At 45.9% G+C, this 19,403-nt stretch carries 19 protein-coding genes; 17 read left to right on the forward strand and 2 right to left on the reverse strand.

What is annotated here, in order from left to right; all coding sequences use genetic code 11:
* The first annotated feature begins 459 nt into the window (after positions 1-459).
* The 13 genes from L3C95_RS25375 to L3C95_RS25435 all read left to right on the forward strand — a co-directional run bounded on the left by L3C95_RS25375 (position 460) and on the right by L3C95_RS25435 (position 13,760).
* The gene (locus L3C95_RS25375; RefSeq protein WP_236392056.1) at positions 460-999 is read left to right on the forward strand and encodes a TIGR00730 family Rossman fold protein; all 540 of its coding nucleotides are present in this window, start codon (positions 460-462) and stop codon (positions 997-999) included.
* A 55-nt stretch (positions 1,000-1,054) separates the two neighbouring features.
* Positions 1,055-1,384, forward strand: coding sequence for an ArsR/SmtB family transcription factor (locus L3C95_RS25380; protein WP_236392058.1), 330 nt, complete (start codon positions 1,055-1,057; stop codon positions 1,382-1,384).
* Between the two features lie 55 nt (positions 1,385-1,439).
* Positions 1,440-2,285: an arsenite methyltransferase gene (locus tag L3C95_RS25385; protein WP_236392060.1), complete on the forward strand. Its 846-nt coding sequence runs from the start codon at positions 1,440-1,442 to the stop codon at positions 2,283-2,285.
* A 16-nt stretch (positions 2,286-2,301) separates the two neighbouring features.
* A complete protein-coding gene (gene arsB, locus L3C95_RS25390) occupies positions 2,302-3,384 on the forward strand; it encodes an ACR3 family arsenite efflux transporter (protein WP_236392062.1) in 1,083 nt (360 codons plus the stop codon).
* 10 nt (positions 3,385-3,394) lie between these two features.
* Positions 3,395-4,168, forward strand: coding sequence for a metallophosphoesterase family protein (locus tag L3C95_RS25395; protein WP_236392064.1), 774 nt, complete (start codon positions 3,395-3,397; stop codon positions 4,166-4,168).
* Between the two features lie 10 nt (positions 4,169-4,178).
* Positions 4,179-4,928: a metallophosphoesterase family protein gene (locus L3C95_RS25400; RefSeq protein WP_236392066.1), complete on the forward strand. Its 750-nt coding sequence runs from the start codon at positions 4,179-4,181 to the stop codon at positions 4,926-4,928.
* A 192-nt stretch (positions 4,929-5,120) separates the two neighbouring features.
* A complete protein-coding gene (locus L3C95_RS25405; protein ID WP_236392068.1) occupies positions 5,121-5,609 on the forward strand; it encodes a GNAT family N-acetyltransferase in 489 nt (162 codons plus the stop codon).
* Positions 5,610-5,636: 27 nt separating this feature from the next.
* Positions 5,637-6,698: an ArsO family NAD(P)H-dependent flavin-containing monooxygenase gene (locus L3C95_RS25410; RefSeq protein ID WP_236392070.1), complete on the forward strand. Its 1,062-nt coding sequence runs from the start codon at positions 5,637-5,639 to the stop codon at positions 6,696-6,698.
* A 153-nt stretch (positions 6,699-6,851) separates the two neighbouring features.
* Complete coding sequence (locus L3C95_RS25415; protein ID WP_236392073.1) at positions 6,852-7,658, forward strand: helix-turn-helix domain-containing protein; 807 nt, start codon at positions 6,852-6,854, stop codon at positions 7,656-7,658.
* Between the two features lie 155 nt (positions 7,659-7,813).
* On the forward strand, positions 7,814-8,551 hold the full coding sequence (locus tag L3C95_RS25420; protein ID WP_236392075.1) for an ImuA family protein: 738 nt from the start codon (positions 7,814-7,816) through the stop codon (positions 8,549-8,551).
* 1 nt (position 8,552) lies between these two features.
* Positions 8,553-10,052: a Y-family DNA polymerase gene (locus tag L3C95_RS25425; protein ID WP_236392077.1), complete on the forward strand. Its 1,500-nt coding sequence runs from the start codon at positions 8,553-8,555 to the stop codon at positions 10,050-10,052.
* A 16-nt stretch (positions 10,053-10,068) separates the two neighbouring features.
* Complete coding sequence (locus L3C95_RS25430) at positions 10,069-13,290, forward strand: error-prone DNA polymerase (protein ID WP_236392079.1); 3,222 nt, start codon at positions 10,069-10,071, stop codon at positions 13,288-13,290.
* Positions 13,291-13,358: 68 nt separating this feature from the next.
* Positions 13,359-13,760 (forward strand): hypothetical protein, encoded by a 402-nt coding sequence (locus tag L3C95_RS25435; RefSeq protein WP_236392081.1) that lies wholly within the window; start codon positions 13,359-13,361, stop codon positions 13,758-13,760.
* Between the two features lies 1 nt (position 13,761).
* On the opposite strand, the gene xth is transcribed toward L3C95_RS25435, so the two are convergent.
* Entirely contained in the window at positions 13,762-14,541 is a 780-nt protein-coding gene (xth, locus tag L3C95_RS25440; RefSeq protein ID WP_236392083.1) for an exodeoxyribonuclease III, read from the reverse strand.
* Positions 14,542-14,664: 123 nt separating this feature from the next.
* Between xth and L3C95_RS25445 the strand changes: the two genes are divergently transcribed.
* The 4 genes from L3C95_RS25445 (at position 14,665) to L3C95_RS25460 (ending at position 18,537) form a co-directional block, all read left to right on the forward strand.
* Complete coding sequence (locus L3C95_RS25445) at positions 14,665-15,513, forward strand: AraC family transcriptional regulator (protein WP_236392085.1); 849 nt, start codon at positions 14,665-14,667, stop codon at positions 15,511-15,513.
* Positions 15,514-15,601: 88 nt separating this feature from the next.
* On the forward strand, positions 15,602-16,630 hold the full coding sequence (locus L3C95_RS25450) for an alpha/beta hydrolase (RefSeq protein ID WP_236392088.1): 1,029 nt from the start codon (positions 15,602-15,604) through the stop codon (positions 16,628-16,630).
* 342 nt (positions 16,631-16,972) lie between these two features.
* The gene (locus L3C95_RS25455) at positions 16,973-17,176 is read left to right on the forward strand and encodes a hypothetical protein (RefSeq protein ID WP_236392090.1); all 204 of its coding nucleotides are present in this window, start codon (positions 16,973-16,975) and stop codon (positions 17,174-17,176) included.
* Between the two features lie 161 nt (positions 17,177-17,337).
* The gene (locus tag L3C95_RS25460) at positions 17,338-18,537 is read left to right on the forward strand and encodes an NAD(P)-dependent oxidoreductase (protein WP_236392092.1); all 1,200 of its coding nucleotides are present in this window, start codon (positions 17,338-17,340) and stop codon (positions 18,535-18,537) included.
* A 137-nt stretch (positions 18,538-18,674) separates the two neighbouring features.
* Here L3C95_RS25460 and L3C95_RS25465 read toward each other — a convergent pair whose 3' ends face one another.
* Positions 18,675-19,403: a tRNA1(Val) (adenine(37)-N6)-methyltransferase gene (locus L3C95_RS25465; RefSeq protein ID WP_236392094.1), complete on the reverse strand. Its 729-nt coding sequence runs from the start codon at positions 19,401-19,403 to the stop codon at positions 18,675-18,677.

The raw sequence follows: 19,403 nt of genomic DNA on the forward strand, positions 1-19,403 counted from the left end.
TGCTGCATGAATCACTCAGATGATGGAAGTAATTTGCTTGCTGTCTCATTTGGATATGCAGGTTTTGTGGATTGAGAAATAGATTGTCCTTGCGCGTTTTCCAGGTTTAGTGGTAGTAGTTGTAGTAGTGGTAGTAGCGCTAGGCTTGATAGCATTGTTAGATTTTTCATGTCTTAGGATTTTAAATTTTGGTGTTAAAATAATTTTCGTTGGGTTGTTGATGTTGCAAAGTTAAGAGATTGCATGATTCAGAGATGATTATTTTGATATTTTTTTTATAAAACAATCGCATACTTTATTTTAAATCAGCATATTAGCAATAAACAAAATCCATTCTTTATAAGAATCCATTATCTATAGCCGCCTTCAGTATTAGCTTTTCAGCAATCACACCATATATCCATACTGCATGAATATTCCACTTTTATCTGCTAATATTACACTCTAATCATCTTTACCATGTTTCAATCAGCAGCAGTTTTCTGTGGTTCCAAACCAGGAAGTGATCCACTCTTCTCACAACATGCAGCGAGGCTTGGCGCTTTACTTGCGCAGCATAAGATTACGCTCGTCTATGGAGGCGGTAACAGTGGTCTTATGGGTGTTGTCGCGAATGCGGCATTGGAAAACGAGGGGAATGTAATTGGTGTGATGCCTAAATCGCTGGTGGAAAGAGAATTCAAGCATGACAGGGTTACGCAGTTCCACATTGTGGAAGACATGCATACCAGGAAGAAGATGATGTACAATCTTTGTGATGCAGCTATCATTCTTCCGGGCGGCTACGGTACACTGGACGAGGTGATTGAAATGATGGCATGGAACAGCCTGAGTATCCATGATAAAAAAGTTATTCTGCTTAATTCAGCGGGGTTCTATGATCCATTCGTACAGCAGATCTCAGTGATGAGAGAAAAAGGGTTCCTGTATACTGATCCGGTACATGCTTTTACCGTGGTGGATACACCAGAAGCCATTTTTAATAACAGATTATCCTGAGAAATATTTTTTGATTTTTTTTTGGTAATTAAAACTATCATCGTAATATTGCGATATGGGAGCCAGTAAAACAGACCTTTTCACAAAACAGCAGAATGAGCTCGCCGGTATGGCGAAAGCACTCGCACATCCTGCACGTATTGCCATTCTGCAGTACCTGGTGAAGACCAATGCCTGTGTGTGCGGGGACCTGGTAGAAGAATTAGGGCTTGCTCAGGCGACCACTTCCCAGCATCTGAAAGAATTAAAGAACGCGGGGATCATTCAGGGTACTATTGAAGGCGCCAGTGTGTGCTATTGTATCAATCCGGCGGTTTGGAAACAGTATAAGCAATTGTTCAACAGTTTCTTTGGGGAGGTAAGCCTGGAGAATAAATGCTGTTGATTTTTTTTGCCTTTATTCATCGTAATATTACAATAATAGTTTAAACTCCAATTTTATGTCAAACGATCAGCAAATCAAAGACATGGTGAAGCAGAAGTACAGCGAGATTGCTTTACAGGATAAAGCCAGTAACCAGGCGTCCTGCTGTGGTTCCAGCTGCTGCTCTACAGAGGTATATAACATCATGAGTGATGATTATAGTACATTAGAAGGTTATAATGCCGATGCGGACCTTGGTCTGGGATGCGGTCTGCCAACACAGTTTGCGCAGATCAAAAAAGGAGATACTGTGATAGACCTTGGCAGTGGTGCAGGGAATGATTGTTTTATAGCGAGACATGAGACAGGTGAAACGGGTAAGGTGATCGGTATAGACTTTACGCCGGCGATGATAGAAAGAGCGCGTGCGAATGCGGAGGTGCGCGGATTTAATAACGTCGAGTTCAGGCAGGGAGATATTGAAAATATGCCGGTGACAGCCAATGTAGCTGATGTAGTGGTCAGCAATTGTGTATTGAACCTTGTTCCCAATAAAGACGCTGTGATGAAAGAGATTTACCGGGTATTAAAACCGGGCGGTCATTTCAGTATTTCTGATATTGTGCTGGAGGGCGATCTGCCGCCAGCTATACAGGAAGCGGCTGAAATGTATGCAGGCTGTGTATCGGGCGCTATACAGAAACAGGTTTACCTGGATTTAATTCGCGATAATGCTTTTGTGAATATTACAGTACAGAAAGAGAAAGCCATTATTATACCGGATGATATCCTGTCGGGGTATTTATCTGCAGATGAGATAAACCAATTTAAAAACAGTCAGACAGGCATTTACAGTGTAACTGTATATGCAGAGAAGCCCACAGCAGAAGCTCCTTGCTGCGCTCCCGGCTGCTGTAAATAACGCTAAACAGTAAAGTATGTCAGCTAATAATTGTGCGCCGGCGCATGAACGGAAAAAGCTAAGTTTTTTGGATCGTTATCTTACCCTCTGGATATTTCTTGCAATGGCAGGAGGTGTAAGCATCGGGTATTTCATGCCAGGTGTTCCTGCTTATATTAATCAAATGTCCAGCGGCACAACCAATATACCCCTGGCTATTGGTCTTATCCTGATGATGTACCCGCCACTGGCAAAGGTGCGTTATGAAAAGATGGGTGAAGTGTTCAACAACACCAGGGTATTAGGCGCATCGCTGTTTCTGAACTGGATTATAGGCCCGATACTTATGTTTGCACTGGCCGTCGCTTTCCTGCATGGTTATCCGGAATATATGGTGGGGCTTATCCTGATTGGCCTGGCCCGCTGCATTGCAATGGTAATTGTATGGAATGAACTTGCGGAGGGCAGCCGGGAATATGCTGCAGGGCTGGTTGCCTTAAACAGTATTTTCCAGGTGTTGCTATACAGTGTGTATGCTTATGTGTTCATTACGGTATTGCCTCCTTTATTCGGCATGAAAGGGCTGGCCGTGAATATTACGATAGGCGAAATTGCCAGGAGCGTAGCCATTTATCTGGGAATACCTTTTGCTGCCGGCCTTATAAGCCGCTATGCTCTCATTAGCATTAAAGGTGAAGAATGGCTGACGAAAAAGTTCATTCCTTTTATCTCCCCCATCACTTTGATTGCATTGTTGTTCACTATTGTGATCATGTTCAGTCTGAAAGGCCAGTTAATCGTACAAATACCAATGGATGTTGTACGCATCGCTGTACCACTGGTACTCTACTTTGCTATCATGTTCCTCCTGAGCTTCTTTATTGGTAAAGCGTTGGGGGCCGACTATGCCCGCAACACGTCCATTGCTTTCACTGCTACCGGCAACAATTTTGAACTGGCGATTGCCGTTGCCATTGGTGTATTTGGCATCAACAGCGGGGAAGCATTTGCGGGTGTGATCGGGCCATTGGTAGAAGTGCCTGCACTCATCGCCCTGGTAAATGTGGCCTTTGCGTTAAGAAAAAAGTATTATTTAAATAATCAGGTTCAAAACGCCTAAACCTATTCATATGAAAATTGCATTATTTAGTGACATCCATGCCAATCTGCCAGCCCTGGAAGCATTCTTTAAAGATGTGGAAGCCCGGCGTCCGGATGCCATTTACTGTCTGGGGGACCTGGTAGGGTACAATATCTGGCCCAACGAAGTGATTAACGAGGTGCGCAGGCGCGGCATTCCGACCATTGCGGGCAACTATGATTTTGGTATTGGCCGAAAAAGTGACGATTGCGGCTGCGCATATAAAACAGATGATGAAAAGGCTAATGGTGCTGTGTCCATTTCGTATACCAATGAAATCGTAAAGGACGACGAGCGCAGATACCTGCGCTCACTGCCGGCTCACATCAAAGTGGAATTTCAGTTAAATCAGGACAAGCTGAACCTCCTGCTGGTACATGGCAGTCCCCGTAAGATAAACGAATACCTGTTTGAAGACAGGGACGAAAAAAGCCTGATGCGCATTATGCAGGATGCAGACGCAGATATTATGTGCTTCGGTCATACTCATAAACCCTACCATCGTGTCTTACCTGCGATACCGGAAGAAAATCAGCACTACAGGCATGCCATTAACATCGGCTCTGTCGGTAAACCTAAGGATGGCGACTCGCGCGGTGGGTATGTACTGCTACATATCAATGAGGACAGCAGTATATTCAACAAAGACACCGTACAGGTTGAATTCGTGCGTTTTGAATACGATATAGAGAAGGCGGCTAAGGCTGTAGAAAACAGTCCGCTGCCCAATGCATATGCCGAGAGCCTGCGTAAAGGCATTTAAGACTTAAAATATGAGAATTGCACTGTTTAGTGATATTCACGCTAATCTACCGGCTTTGAACGCCTTTTTCGAGAGTGTGGATAAAAGACAACCGGATGTCATCTATTGCCTGGGAGACCTGGTTGGATACAATGTCTGGCCCAACGAAGTGATAACAGCTATTCGCGATCGCAATATTGCGACTATTGCAGGCAATCATGATCTGAAGATCAGGAAATCGTACCTGGAAGAAGGGAAAACCGTTCAGGACCTGGGTAAGGACTATGCCTACGAGATAATCAGCGACGAAGGCAAGGTGTATTTGAAAAACTTACCAGCCCACATACGTCTGGAGTTTCAATTGAACAATGAGAAGCTGGTATTACTCATGGTGCATGGCAGTCCCAAAAGTGTGAATGAATACCTGTTGCAGGAGATGGAGGAAGCAGCTATTGCCGCGCAGTTGAACGATGCCGGTGCTGATATTCTCTGTTTTGGGCATAGTCATAAACCCTACCACCGTATTGTGCCGGTATCAGGAGAAGCTGTTACACGATACAAACACGCCGTTAATATCGGTTCTGTAGGAAAGCCAAAAGACGGAGATCCACGCGGATGTTATGTTTTACTACATATCAATGAAAATACCAGCGTGCTTGATCCTGAGTCCGTCGGGGTTGAATTTATCCGCTTTGACTATGATATTGAAAGAGCTGCACGGGCTGTTATTGACAGCCCATTGCCAGATGAGTTTGCGGAAAAACTGAGAACAGCGCAATAAAATCAATATAAGCCGGAGAAATCCGGCTTTTTATTTCAGGTTAGGCCTCCTGCTTTTTTGGGTAATTAGCGCTATCATTGTAATATCGCGATACAGCAACAGATAAAAAGATCTTTCATAAACAGTCTATGCAAAAAAAACAAGGCCGTCATTTGCTGCGAGCCTGACTGTTGTTCAAAACAAGCATTACGTATGCAGATCATTTCCATGCAACCTGCGCACTGGGAGCAGGTAAAAACTATCTATGAAAGCGGCATTGCAACCGGTAATGCTACATTCCAGACAAGTGCTCCTTCCTGGGAGGAATGGGATAAGGCACATACACAAACCTGCCGGCTGGTAGCTATTGAAAATGATACAGTGCAGGGATGGGCTGCCCTCACTCCTGTATCCGGCCGTTGTGTGTACGCCGGTGTGGCTGAGGTCAGCGTATATATCGGAGAATCTGCAAGAGGGAAAGGGATCGGCAATAAATTAATGCAGACGCTGATCACTGAAAGCGAAGGTCATGGATTCTGGACATTACAGGCAGGTATTTTCCCTGAGAATACCGCGAGTATCAGGCTACATGAACAAAACGGGTTCAGGCAGGTAGGTTACCGGGAAAAGATAGGTCAAATGAATGGCATATGGAGAAATACTGTGCTGATGGAAAGAAGAAGTAAAATCATTGGTGTTTGATCTAATCAACGGATAAGAATTTGCGTTATGAGTCAGGAGAACGTATATGATGTCATTGTTGTCGGAGGCGGTCAGAGTGCGCTGGCAGCAGCCTACTATTTAAAAAGGACAGGCCTTCGCTATGTCTTGCTTGACAAGGAAGATGAAGCGGGAGGATCATGGCAGCATACATGGGATTCTCTCACGCTTTTTTCTCCTGCGCAATGGAGCTCATTGCCCGGCGTTATTATGACGGGAGGAAGCGACAAATATCCTACAAGAAACGAGACGCTTCAATACCTGCGCGATTATGAGAACAGGTATCAGTTTCCGGTGGTACGGCCGGTTGAGGTATTGGAAGTGACAAAAGAGAATGAGCTGTTCATATTAGCGACCAACCGCGGAACGTATATTTCAAAAGCTGTTATAAGTGCGACCGGCAGCTACTCCCACCCTATTATTCCTGAGATTCCAAACGAGTCTCTTTTTAAGGGGACGGTTATACATTCTGCCCACTACCGCGATCCGGCAGCATTTGCCGGCAAACGGGTCGTAGTAGCCGGTGAAGGCAATTCCGGCGCGCAGATACTGGCGGAGGTATCCAAAGTGGCAGATGTATTGTGGACAACGAGAAATACCCCTTCTTTCCTACCTGAACATGTAGATGGACGCTATCTTTTTGATGCGGCGACCGCATTGTATAAAGCCCGGCAGGAAGGGAGAAACTATCAGCCGCCCTCTCTTGGTCATATTGTACAGGTGCCGCTTGTTCGCGAGGCAATTGCAAGGGATATATATCATGCTTTACCCTCTTTTGATTATTTTTATGAGAACGGTATTGGCTGGCATGAGGGCCGGCAGGAACAGGTAGATGCTGTTATCTTCTGTACAGGATTTCTTCCTGCGTTACAACATCTGGCATCACTAGGCATCTTCCAGCCAGATGGAAAAGTTCCCACACATGAAACGAAAGCTACGAATATAACAGGACTCTGGCTGGTGGGATATGGCTCCTGGACAGGGTTCGCCTCTGCTACACTGATCGGTGTCGGACGTACGGCTAAAAGAACGGCAGATGAAGTGGCGCTGTTTTTAAAGGGCGTCAGGTAAATTTCCAGAACTTTATAGCAAACGAAATTGAACTTTTTAACAAACCTTCGCCGACAGTCAGGCCGTAATTTTAAGTAAGGATAATACTAAATAATCTAGTTTTGTTATACCTGGCTGCCTCATGGCTGTCCGGTTATTTTATTCAGGATGCATATGAGCGAGCAAACACCATTAAAACAAATCACTTATTCCTGTTATTACAACCAGACGAGGGAAGGTGAACATTTTGTACCCGAACATGTGTTCAGTTACCAGATATCTGGTACACTCATGATGTCCGATGGGGAAAAACAGTATACTTTTCACGAAGCGTGTTTCAGGTTAAGCAGAAGAAACAGCCTGATAAAATTCACCAAACAGCCGCCACCAAATGGCCAATATAAAAACATCTCTGTTTTCCTTGACCAGCAAACGCTCAGGAATTTTGCTGCAGAGTATGGGTATACTGCGGCGCAACATGTACAAACAGCACCGGTGATATTGCTGCACTCCCATCCTCTTCTTAAGAGTTATATCGACTCTTTACAACCTTACGAGGCACTGATGCATGGTAACAATGAGATACTGTTGTCGCTAAAGATTAAAGAAGCGATTGCCGTGCTGTTGCAAACCAATCCGTCGTTAAAAGACATACTCTTTGATCTGACAGAACCCGGGAAGATTGACCTGGAAGGGTTTATGAACAAGAATTTCCATTTTAATGTGTCGCTGGACAGATTTGCTTATTTAACGGGGAGAAGTCTTTCTACCTTTAAGCGCGACTTTGAAAAAACGTTCAATGAAAGCCCGGGCAAATGGTTACAGCACAAGCGATTACAGGAAGCGTATTACCGGATCAAAGAAAAAGGCGCGGCCCCTTCGGATGTGTATATTGATGTAGGTTTTGAAGATCTCTCCCACTTCTCCTTTGCGTTCAAGAAAATGTATGGAATGGCACCCAGTAAGATCGGACATTCATAACAGATCTACCTGCCAGCAACAATACCTAATTGCCTGATAATCTTTCGATAAGCATCTGACCTGCTAAACGTGTAAAAAACACTCTTTTACAATACTAATTTTATTAGTAGTTTTGCTAAATAAATTAGTTATCCGAATTCAATCAGCAGTCAGGTATGCCAGGAGTAAAAGCAGATATTATTTCACAATTGCAGAAGGATATCCTTCAGATGCAAGGGTTCAGATCGAAGCTGACTGATACTGTACCTGATATAGACCTGGGCCCCGTCAACACTGCTTTCCCGAATGGTATTTTCCCTACAGGGGCTGTACATGAATTTCTCTGTGCTGCAAAAGAGCATGCAGCTGCAACAACTGGTTTTGTAAGCGCCCTTGCCGGCAATCTGATGCGACGTGGAGGCGCCTGTATCTGGATAAGCGTGGCCAGGACACTCTTCCCTCCTTCCCTGCAAACTTTTGGCATAGCGCCGGACAGGGTTATTTTCATCGACGTACAACGAATAAAAGATGCGCTCTGGACATTGGAGGAAGCGCTTAAATGTGAGGGCATTGCGGCAGTGATCGCTGAAGTGCCGGAGATCAGCTTTACGCAGTCCCGCCGGCTGCAGCTGGTAGTGGAACAAAGTAAGGTGACGGGCTTTATTCTCCGTACCTCTTCCAGAAGTGCCAATACAACAGCATGTGTGACCCGGTGGAAGATCACACCTTTGTCCAGCGAGCTGGAAGATGGTATACCGGGCGTTGGTTTCCCACGTTGGAATGTAGACCTGCTGAAGGTACGGAATGGGCGACCCGGTACCTGGAAGATGGAATGGGCAGAAGGGAAATGTGTGGTTATTTCAGGTGATGCTGCTACGGCTATTATACCGGAGCGGCAATTAAAGGTGGGGTGATATGTCCAGGCGTTTTATGTCGATATGGTTCCGTCATTTGCTGACTGACTGGTATGTACGCCGGCAACCGGGGCTGCTGAACACTCCTTTTGTGCTGGCTGCTCCTGTTCATAACAGGATGGTGATCTCTTCAGCCAGTCCGGCGGCAGAAGCGCAAGGTATTCGCCCGGGCATGCCGCTGGCAGATGCCAAAGCAGTTGTTTCTTCCCTGCAGGCATTTGATGATGAACCCGAGCGGCCGGCACAGTTGCTGAAGGCATTGGGAGAATGGTGCATCCGTTATACACCTGTTGTAGGCGTACATCTGCCGGATGGCCTGCTGTTGGATGTAAGCGGCTGTACACATCTCTGGGGAGGAGAACGGAACTATCTGAAGGAGATCATTACAAAACTCCGCGCCATCGGTTATGATGTACGTGGTGCGATGGCAGATACCATTGGAACTGCCTGGGCTATTTCCCGTTACGGAAAAATAACGCCCATTATTGACAAGGGCGGACAGCGCGATGCGCTTATGGCCTTACCTCCTGCCGCTTTACGCCTGGAAGAAGAGACACTTGCCCGTTTGCAGAAGCTGGGATTACACCAGATCGATAGTTTTATGAATATGCCAGCGTCTGTGCTACGCAGACGATTCGGGTCGCAATTGTTAATTCGGCTTGGCCAGGCGTTGGGATATGAAGTAGAAGCGATTGAACCGCTTAATCCGCTACCACCCTATGAAGAACGCCTTCCCTGTCTTGAACCGATCCGTACAGCTCCCGGCATTGAGATAGCGATAAAAGTATTACTGGAACAGCTTTGTCTGCGCCTGCAGAAAGAAGGGAAAGGGCTGCGCACTGCCATTCTCAAGGGGTATCGTGTAGATAACAGGATCGTGCAGGCAGAGATAGGGACCAGTCATGCTTCACATCATCCGCAGCATCTTTTCAGGTTATTTGAACTGAAGATACCCACTATAGAACCTGCATTGGGGATTGAACTATTCACGCTGGAAGCGTTAAAGGTTGAAGAGGTATCGCCCTTACAGGAAGCGTTATGGATAGGCAATCCGGGCTTAAAAGCACCTGCGGTGGCAGAACTGCTGGACCGGCTGGCGGGAAAGATCGGGGAAGACTGCATCCGCCGTTATCTGCCTGCAGAGCATTACTGGCCAGAACGGTCGTTCAAAGTGGCTGCCTCTCTTGATGAAAAGCCGGCTATTGCCTGGCGGACAGATAAACCCAGGCCGGTGCAGTTGTTGTCAAAACCCGAGCCTATTGAAGTAACGGCGCCGATACCGGATTATCCGCCTATGTTATTCCGCTACAAAGGGAAACTGCATGAGATCAGGAAAGCAGACGGGCCGGAGCGGATAGAACGTGAATGGTGGCTGGATGGTGGGGAACACCGGGACTATTATAATGTGGAAGATGCAGATGGACAGCGATACTGGTTGTTCAGATCAGGGCATTATTCCGGGAATCAGTCCCAATGGTTTATTCATGGCTTTTTTGCGTAGTTAAAAGTGATGTTGTATGAATTACATTGATCTGCAGGTAACAAGTAATTTCAGCTTCCTACGGGGCGCTTCTCATCCGGAGGAGCTGGTGGAGCAGGCAGCAACCTATGGATATAAGGAGATCGCTATTACTGACCGGAATACCCTGGCAGGCATCGTGCGGGCGCATGTTGCCGCCAAAAAGAAAGATATGCGTATTATTGTCGGCTGCAGGCTTGACCTTATGGATGGCCCCAGCCTGCTGGCCTATCCGACTGATAAAGCAGCCTACAGCCGCCTTTGCAGACTGTTGACAAAAGGGAACCTGCGCGCAGAAAAAGGGGATTGTCATCTGTACAAGAAAGACGTGTATGAGCATGCAGAGGGGATGAAATTCATTGCTGTTCCACCCGATCAGCTGACAACCTCTTTTGATTTTGAGGCGACTTTCAAAGAGGCATTGAAAGAATATGGCAAACATTTAGGATCGCAGCTGTATCTGGCGGCGACACGTTCTTATCTTGGCGATGATCAGAAAAGAATATATCAGCTTTCACAGCTAGCTTCCAGGTTGCACATTCCACTGATAGCTACCAATGATATACATTATCATTCTCCCGAGCGGCGGCAGCTCCAGGATATATTAACCTGTACACGTGAGAAATGCACTATTTACAATGCAGGATTCCGGCTGCATCAGAATGCAGAGAGATACCTGAAACCTATTCCTGAAATGCACCGACTGTTCCGACAGTATCCTGATGCTATAAAACGCACACAGGAAATAGCCCAGGCTTGCCAGTTTTCGTTGGACAGTTTAAAATATGTTTATCCGCAGGAGCTTACTTCTGAAGGACGCACGCCACAGGAAGAACTGACACATCTTGCCTGGCAGGGCGCCAGGGAGCGATATGGAGAAGAGATCCCTGAAAAGATCTCCGCTAACATTCGCCATGAACTGTCGTTTATTGAAGAGATGAATTATGCTTCTTATTTCCTGACAGTGCATGATATTGTGCGTTTTGCCAGAAAGCAGGAAATTCTTTGCCAGGGACGTGGTTCTGCAGCTAATTCCACTGTTTGTTATTGTCTTGGTATCACGTCTGTAGATCCGACACAGATAGAGCTGTTGTTTGAACGGTTTATATCTTCCGCACGTAATGAACCACCTGATATTGATGTTGACTTTGAGCATGAACGCAGGGAGGAAGTTATGCAATACATCTATAAGAAGTATGGCCGGGACCGTGCTGCTATTGTCGCTACCGTCACGCAACAGCATTACAAAGGAGCGGTGAGGGACGTAGGAAAAGCGATGGGATTATCCGTAGATACTGTCAACCGCCTATCATCCTCTATCTGGCATCATATGGATGAAGAGTTTAGTGAACAACGTGTAGCACAAACGGGATTAGATACGAATGATCCTCATCTGAAGAAAGTAATGGAACTGACAGAACAGATGGTAGGTTTTCCGCGTCAGCTTGGACAGCATACCGGAGGTTTTGTGATTACGCAGGATAAACTTTCTGATCTGTGTCCTATTCTGAATGCGCGAATGGAGGACAGGACCTGTATTGAGTGGAATAAGGACGATATCGATGCGCTGGGTTTTCTGAAGATAGATGTACTTGCACTGGGTATGCTAACCTGTATCAGGAAGGCGTTTGATCTTGCGAAAGCACATCATAATAAGGATTTTACATTGGCTAATATTCCAGCAGAGAGAAAGGAAGTATATGAGATGATCAGCCGTGCGGATACTATTGGTGTATTCCAGATCGAAAGCCGTGCGCAGCAATCAATGTTACCACGTTTGAGACCTGAAAAATTCTATGATCTTGTCATTGAGGTAGCCATAGTCCGTCCCGGACCTATACAAGGAGACATGGTGCATCCTTACCTGCGCAGGCGTAATAAGGAGGAAGACCCGGATTATCCCTCAGAAGAATTAGAAGGCATCCTCAGTAGAACATTGGGTGTGCCGCTCTTCCAGGAACAGGCGATGCAGATCGCTATGGTAGCGGCAGATTTTACGGCGGCAGAAGCGGATGAATTACGTCGTAGTATGGCAACATTCAAGGCAAAGGGGATTGTTGCCAAATTCGAAAAGAAGCTGATCGAGGGCATGAAGAAAAAGGGGTATGACGAAACATTTGCGCGCCGTATTTTCAAACAGCTGGAGGGGTTTGGTAGTTATGGATTTCCGGAAAGTCATGCCGCCAGTTTTGCGCTACTGGTATATGTTTCTTCTTATCTCAAATGTTTTCATCCTGATGTATTTGCCTGTGCTTTGCTGAATAGCATGCCGATGGGATTTTATCAGCCTGCACAGATCGTGATAGACGCCCGCAAACATGATGTGATAGTCAGGCAGGTGGATGTCAATTACTCTAACTGGGATAATACCTTAGAGGAAAAGATAAATGATAAATATTGCGCCTTACGGCTGGGATTCCGGCAGATAAGAAGTATACAGCAGGATGAGATCGAAGTGCTTGTATCTGCCAGGAAAACGGCCTATACGAGTGTATTATCTATCCGGGAGGCAGGCGTATCGCAGGCTACCCTTGAAAAACTGGCAGATGCCGATGCTTTCCGATCATTAGGATTAGACCGGCGGCAGGCATTATGGGAAATATCGGCCCTTGGCGACCGTCCTATCGGGATGTTTAGCGGCGGACAATCGGAAAGCGCTATTGAAAAGCCGGTAGCTCTTCCTAAGATGACAGATGCAGAGCATGTAGTACATGATTACAGTGCGCTTTCCTTATCCTTAAAGGCGCATCCTGTGAGTTTTATCAGGGAGAAACTCAGTATGCTGCATATCCGGTCTATCCATGAACTGGAGCGTATGAGTGACGGTATGCCGGTGATGGTAGCAGGGCTTATTCTGGTGCGGCAACGGCCGGGAACTGCCAGCGGGATCTGTTTTATTACCATTGAGGATGAAACAGGACATGCTAATCTGGTTGTGTTTCAGAAGCTGTACCAGCAATACAGGAAAGAGATCCTGCAATCCAGGTTACTGATGGTGGAAGGCAAAGTACAGCGGGAAGGTGAAGTGATACATGTTGTTGTACAGCGTTGTCATAATCTGACAAAGTTATTGCATCACCTGACGGCAGTAAAGGAGGAAGATGTAACAGGCTCACAATCATCCGCAGAAAATATGCTTTTTGACATAGATGAGCAAGGTGCTCAGGGTCAGGAAAATACACAGGAGATCAGAATTCCCGAGGCAAGAAATTTCAGGTAAGCCGGCGGTGCATCTCTGATTGGCAGGATATATGCAGCAATAATAGTACATTCATCAAAATACGATCCATGAAAAGGCCTTTTCTGCTACTGCTTACTGCGCTATTCTCCTCAATGGTCCATAGCCATGGACAAAATAATGATACCGCGTTTGCAGATATGATCTCAAAAGAATGGAGGTTACAGTTTTATGGAGACAACGGTAAAAGGCAGTCCCCTACTGCCAGACAGCAGGAAGGCAGGATGATCTTTTATAAAGACAATCGTGTGTTATCTATTGAAAACGGGAAAAAAGAGAATGGCAGCTGGCAATATGATGCCACTAAAAGACTGTTAACAATCACCGATAAGCAAACCAGGGAACAGACCCTGTACCAGGTAATAAAACTAGATCAGGATCAGTTCGTGGTTGGCTACAAGGACCCTGCAGGCGTCCTGTTGGAAATACATATGTTACCTGTTAAAAAATAGGTTATTTCGCTGTTACTTCAATCCATACAGGCGCATGATCGCTTGACTTTTCCCAGCCCCGCACATGGCGGTCAACTCCGGCGGCCTTGAGGCGTTTATCAAAATGGTGGCTCATGAGGAAGTGGTCGATGCGCAAGCCGGCATCGCGACCGTAGGCGTTCCTGAAATAGTCCCAGAAAGTATAGATCTTCTCTTCCGGGTACAGTTTGCGGATAGCATCTGTCCATCCCTGTGCCACCAGTTCCTGAAACGCCGCCCGTGTTTCTGGTCTGAACAGGGCATCATCCACCCAGCGTTCTGGTTTATAGACATCCTTTTCGGTGGGGATGACGTTATAATCGCCTGTCAGTATTACGGGAAAATCTTTAGACAGCAGTTCTTTTGAGTGTGCCGTGAGTCGCTTGAACCAATTGAGCTTATAGTCAAATTTCAGTCCGGGTACGGGATTTCCATTAGGCAGATACAGGCACCCCAGTATGAAGTCGCCGTTGATCACGGCTTCGATATAACGGCTGTGGGTATCTTCCGGATCTCCGGGCAGTGCGCGTCTTATTTCTTCCACTTGTGCGGTGCGACTTAAGATTGCTACGCCATTCCAGCTTTTCTGTCCATGCCAGATGGCATTGTAGCCAGCATCTTTTATGGCAGCTTCAGGAAATTTCTCCTGCGGCGCTTTCAGCTCCTGTAAACAAACAACATCCGGCGCTGTCTCTTTCAGCCAGCGGAGTAAGACCGGTAAGCGTCCGTTGACGCCATTGACATTATAAGTAGCTATCTTCATAATAATCGGCTTGGTTCAATTGCGTATTTACTTCCGCAACGAAGATAAGGGTTATGCAAGATCATACCACCAAGCTGGGCCTTGTTTATAACACACAACCAAAAAAGGCCATAAATTTGCAACATGGAACATCTGCTGAAACATTTTTTTTCCAAGACGATAGGCTGCCTTGATTTTGACGCCGCTACGGCAGGCGATATCAGGTATGACGATTACAATTCCTTCATTAAGATCCTTTTTGTTGAAGCGGGGGCTGAGGTGATGGTGGATTTCCGGGAATACAGGCTGGAACAGGATGCGTTGTTTTTTATACAGGACGGACAATGGTATAAGTTCTCCGGTAAGGGCACCTTATTATATTATAACCGCGATTTCTATTGTGTGCAGATCCATGATAAGGAAGTAGCCTGTGATGGTCTGTTATATAATAATGTGTATGAAATACCGGTGGTATTGCTGGATGCGGAAGCCTCGCGGCAAACCAGGCACCTGATACAGGAAATAAAGCAGGAAGCGATCAATGAGGAAAGTAATATGGAAGAAATGATCCGTATTTTCCTGAAGCAACTTATTATACGTTCCACCCGTATGTGGAAGAAAGCACATGATCTGGCAGATAGCGGTATAGCCCAGGAAGTGGAGTTTATCAGGAAATTCAGTCAGCTGGTGGAAGCGCATTATACTACTCATCATAATGTGGCCGATTATGCCAACTTATTAAATATTACGCCGAAAGCGCTGAGTAAAAGGATCTCGAGGCATAGTTCGAAGAGTCCTAATGATATTATTAAGGAGCGTATTATCCTGGAAGCAAAAAGGCTGCTGATACATACAGATCTCAGTGTAAAGGAGATCGGTTATAAGCTGGGATATGAAGATCCGGCATATTTCGTGCGTCTTTTTACCAACCAGGTGGACGCTTCCCCCCTTCTTTTCCGAAAAAAATACACTGAGGGGGAAAAAGTACAATAAGTGTCGCCATTCGTGCATTGTTCCCCTTTCCCTGCTGCAGTAGTTTTGTGTTATCAAATTAAAACAATCACATTCAACGACACACAAAATGAAAAAGCAAATACTTTCACTCGCAGCATCCACTTTATTAAGTATAGGCGCAATGGCACAGAATATCAATCCAGATAATGATCCTAACATCGACAGTCACACGAAGGCGTTCCTTCATGCCTTGAATAACAGTGGCGGCGCCCCCTTGGAAACATTGTCTCCTAAAGATGCCCGTGCGGTACTGGTTGGCGCACAATCGAGCGTGAAAGTGGATATTTCCGGTATTACCGTAACTGAAAAGACGATTACCCAGGACGGACAAACTGTAAAACTGCATATTGTTCGCCCGGAAGGAGCTAAGGGAGTATTGCCGGTATTTATGTTCTTCCATGGCGGTGGATGGGTATTAGGTGATTTCCCTACCCACCAGCGACTGGTACGCGACCTGGTAGTAACATCAGGAGCAGCAGCGGTATTCGTTGACTATACCCCATCTCCGGAAGCGCATTATCCGGTAGCTATCAATCAGGCGTATGCAGCTACTAAATGGGTAGCAGCCAATGGCAAAGAGATCAATGTAGATGGAAAACGCCTGGCAGTAGCCGGTAACAGTGTTGGTGGTAATATGGCCGCTGTAGTAGCGCTCATGGCGAAAGATAAAAATGGTCCTGCTATTAAATTTCAATTACTCTTATGGCCAGTGACAGACGCTAACTTTGAGACCGGTTCTTACAACCAGTTCGCAGAACAGCGTTTCCTGACTAAAAATATGATGAAATGGTTCTGGGATAATTATACAACAGACCAGGCAGCGAGAAAAGAAATTTATGCTTCTCCATTACAGGCAACACTGGAACAGCTGAAAGGCTTACCTCCAGCGCTGGTGCAGACTGCCGAAAACGATGTATTGCGTGATGAAGGTGAAGCATATGCCCGCAAGATGGACGCTGCAGGTGTGAAGGTTACAATGGTAAGATACAACGGCGCCATTCATGATTATGGTCTGCTGAACCCTATCGCAAACACACCGACCACACGTTCTGCTATGTTGCAGGCAGGAAATGAACTGAAAGTTTACCTGAAATAAGCGAAGGTTCACTGGAAAAGGGTAGCCTCTGACAGCATCGGAATGCAGTCAGAGGCTACCTTCTTTTGTATAGGCGTAAAGGTGAGTGGTGGGATTTTTGTTTTTTTAACGAGGGGTTAACTAAAATACCGGGAGAGAGGAGTATCATTGTTGAATGAGCACGTAAGTTTGTCAAAAAAACATCCACTGTAACCGGCAGCCTAACCGTTTATTCCATAAAGAGATTATTGTTGTTTTTTTACGTTCGCACCACTTAACATACCTCCTGATGCAACAATGTCTGCATTAAGATTTGTTGCAAGAATAGATTAAAATTTGTTGACACTCGTAAACAACAACGATATGATGACGTTCAAACCTGCACCAATTAAGCCCAAATTTGACGAGGAACGAATCCTGAATCCTTATCAGTACGTCAAGCTTGTAGAAACAAACATCAATGCTATTGAAACTGCCAGATTTGTACCTCCACCATTAGGCAGCAACCAGATCCTGGGGCATGTCCGGGTTAAATTTAAGCCAGGGTACCGATATACTACTGTTTAAACCAGCTAGAGATGTCTGATCCTAATATCCCTATCCATATGGATAATTGAGATAACCATGGAACTCCGCTCAATGTGGAACCACCTGTCGATGCATATCCATAGCAGTCAGTAAGATCAAAGACGAATAAGTATTATATTTGGTTACACCAAAACCCGAATATGTTACACATTGGTCTTATAAGGGAGGAGAAACAGCCACATGATAACAGAGTAGCATTTACGCCGCAGCAATGTCAGTGGATCATCAAACACAACCCGCAGGTAAGCATTACTGTTCAGCCATCTGCCTGGCGATGTTTTACTGATGATGAGTATACAGCTGCCGGTATTCCTCTTTCTGAAGACCTCTCCCATTGTGAGGTGTTGTTAGGAATAAAGGAAGTACCCGCAGAGAAATTGTTGCCCGGGAAAAAATACCTGTTCTTTTCCCATACACGCAAAAAGCAGCCGCACAACAAACATATGCTGCAGACCATTCTGCAACGGAATATTACCCTGATCGACTATGAATGCCTGGTGCATGAAGACGGTCAGCGGATACTGGGATTCGGATTCTTTGCCGGTGTGGTTGGCGCACACAACGGATTGCTGACCTATGGTAAGAAGACCGGGATGTATAATCTGGTACCAGTACATCAATGTCATGATTTTAAAGAGCTGATCAATCATTATTTCGGGGCGAAACTGCCTCCGCTGAAGATCGTTATTACCGGCTCTGGTCGCGTGGCAGCAGGAACGCTGGAGGTAATGGGATTACTGGGTATCAAATATATTCCGCCAGAGGAGTTCCTGATCAACACGTATGCTTATCCAGTATACACACAGCTAAAGGCAGGGGAACTATATCTCCGGAAAACAGATAAAACATATAGCAGGGAAGACTTCCATCTCCATCCCGAGCAATACGACTGCCGCTTTCTGCCATTTGTGACGGCGACAGATATTCTCATGAATGGTATTTACTGGGATCAGCGCATTCCACCACTGTTCACCTGGAATGACCTGGCGAAAGATAATTTCCGTATTAAGGTCATCGCTGACATCACAGATGACACTAACGGCTCGATCCCTTCCAATCTGGGAGATTCCAGTATTGATGATCCTGTATATGGGGTGGACAGACACACCAGGCAGCGCACAGCTCCTTACCTGCCGGATACACTGGATATGATGTGCGTCAGCAATCTGCCGAATGAACTTCCACGGGATGCATCGCAGTATTTTGGCGACCAGCTGATGAAATACGTCTTTGATGAATTGCAGCGACCCGACAGCGTAGTTGTTCATAACGCTACTATTGCGGACAAAGGTGCACTGACGGAGCGGTTTGAATATCTAAGGGATTATGTGGAAGAATAAAAAGCTGTAAAGTGCGTTGAACAGGCGATTTGAGTACTTGAAGGATTATTCAGAGGAATGATGGGCTGTAATGGCTCACAAACCAGGCTGTTTGAGTACTTGAAGAATTATGTAGAGAGGCTATAAAAAGGCGCTGACTACAGGTACAGATAATACGGCTGTAATAATGATATGAACGCCGGCGTATACTCGTTGTGATCTGCCCCCCTGATCGCCATTGATTCCATCTTTGGTTCGCGCTGTTCTCTGCTAAAGATGCCTATGCTGCGGAAATATTCATGCCGTTCACTCTGTTTCACATGTAATACATCGTTCAGATAAAATCCGGCTGTACCAGCCATCGCCACAAAGTCACTAAATGGGCGATAAGGCAATAGAATAGAAAACTCTCCTCCTGGCTTCAGTTGCCTGTCAATTACTTTCAACAGGTCGCTATAGTCCAGCGTAGTGGCATGCATCGCCTGGTTACGCTGATGATTGTTGCTTTTCAGATCTGATTCGTAAAAAGGAGGATTGGTAATGATGAAATCATATTGTCCGCCAGCAGCCATTTCTCTCGCGTCTGTTGCTATGACCTGCAGTCGTTCGCTCCAGGGAGAAGCAGTAAAGTTCGCCCTCGCCTGATCAGCAGCAGCGGCATCCAGTTCGATACCGGTAATAGTCGCCGCAGGCAATTGTTGCGCCAGCATGAGAGACAACAGTCCCGTACCTGTGCCGATATCGAGTATCCGTCGCAGGCCCGGCTTATTTGCCTGGAGATATGCAGCCGTACAGGCGCCCTGCAGGCAGGCGTCTGTACAAACCTTCATCGCGCAGGCCTCCTGGTGTACAGTGAATTGTTTAAAACGGAAATAGTGATTCGCCAT

The organism is Chitinophaga filiformis (assembly GCF_021646545.1).
Taxonomy (GTDB): Bacteria; Bacteroidota; Bacteroidia; order Chitinophagales; family Chitinophagaceae; genus Chitinophaga; species Chitinophaga filiformis_A.

Coding starts and splice junctions, on each gene's coding strand:
- xth (WP_236392083.1), bottom strand. CDS start 14,541: ATGAAGATAGCTACTTATAATGTCAATGGCGTCAACGGACGCTTACCG.
- L3C95_RS25380 (WP_236392058.1), top strand. CDS start 1,055: ATGGGAGCCAGTAAAACAGACCTTTTCACAAAACAGCAGAATGAGCTC.
- L3C95_RS25375 (WP_236392056.1), top strand. CDS start 460: ATGTTTCAATCAGCAGCAGTTTTCTGTGGTTCCAAACCAGGAAGTGAT.
- L3C95_RS25415 (WP_236392073.1), top strand. CDS start 6,852: ATGAGCGAGCAAACACCATTAAAACAAATCACTTATTCCTGTTATTAC.
- L3C95_RS25450 (WP_236392088.1), top strand. CDS start 15,602: ATGAAAAAGCAAATACTTTCACTCGCAGCATCCACTTTATTAAGTATA.
- L3C95_RS25435 (WP_236392081.1), top strand. CDS start 13,359: ATGAAAAGGCCTTTTCTGCTACTGCTTACTGCGCTATTCTCCTCAATG.
- L3C95_RS25410 (WP_236392070.1), top strand. CDS start 5,637: ATGAGTCAGGAGAACGTATATGATGTCATTGTTGTCGGAGGCGGTCAG.
- L3C95_RS25455 (WP_236392090.1), top strand. CDS start 16,973: ATGATGACGTTCAAACCTGCACCAATTAAGCCCAAATTTGACGAGGAA.
- L3C95_RS25430 (WP_236392079.1), top strand. CDS start 10,069: ATGAATTACATTGATCTGCAGGTAACAAGTAATTTCAGCTTCCTACGG.
- L3C95_RS25460 (WP_236392092.1), top strand. CDS start 17,338: ATGTTACACATTGGTCTTATAAGGGAGGAGAAACAGCCACATGATAAC.
- L3C95_RS25420 (WP_236392075.1), top strand. CDS start 7,814: ATGCCAGGAGTAAAAGCAGATATTATTTCACAATTGCAGAAGGATATC.
- arsB (WP_236392062.1), top strand. CDS start 2,302: ATGTCAGCTAATAATTGTGCGCCGGCGCATGAACGGAAAAAGCTAAGT.
- L3C95_RS25385 (WP_236392060.1), top strand. CDS start 1,440: ATGTCAAACGATCAGCAAATCAAAGACATGGTGAAGCAGAAGTACAGC.
- L3C95_RS25405 (WP_236392068.1), top strand. CDS start 5,121: ATGCAGATCATTTCCATGCAACCTGCGCACTGGGAGCAGGTAAAAACT.
- L3C95_RS25400 (WP_236392066.1), top strand. CDS start 4,179: ATGAGAATTGCACTGTTTAGTGATATTCACGCTAATCTACCGGCTTTG.
- L3C95_RS25465 (WP_236392094.1), bottom strand. CDS start 19,403: ATGGCGAATCACTATTTCCGTTTTAAACAATTCACTGTACACCAGGAG.
- L3C95_RS25395 (WP_236392064.1), top strand. CDS start 3,395: ATGAAAATTGCATTATTTAGTGACATCCATGCCAATCTGCCAGCCCTG.
- L3C95_RS25445 (WP_236392085.1), top strand. CDS start 14,665: ATGGAACATCTGCTGAAACATTTTTTTTCCAAGACGATAGGCTGCCTT.
- L3C95_RS25425 (WP_236392077.1), top strand. CDS start 8,553: ATGTCCAGGCGTTTTATGTCGATATGGTTCCGTCATTTGCTGACTGAC.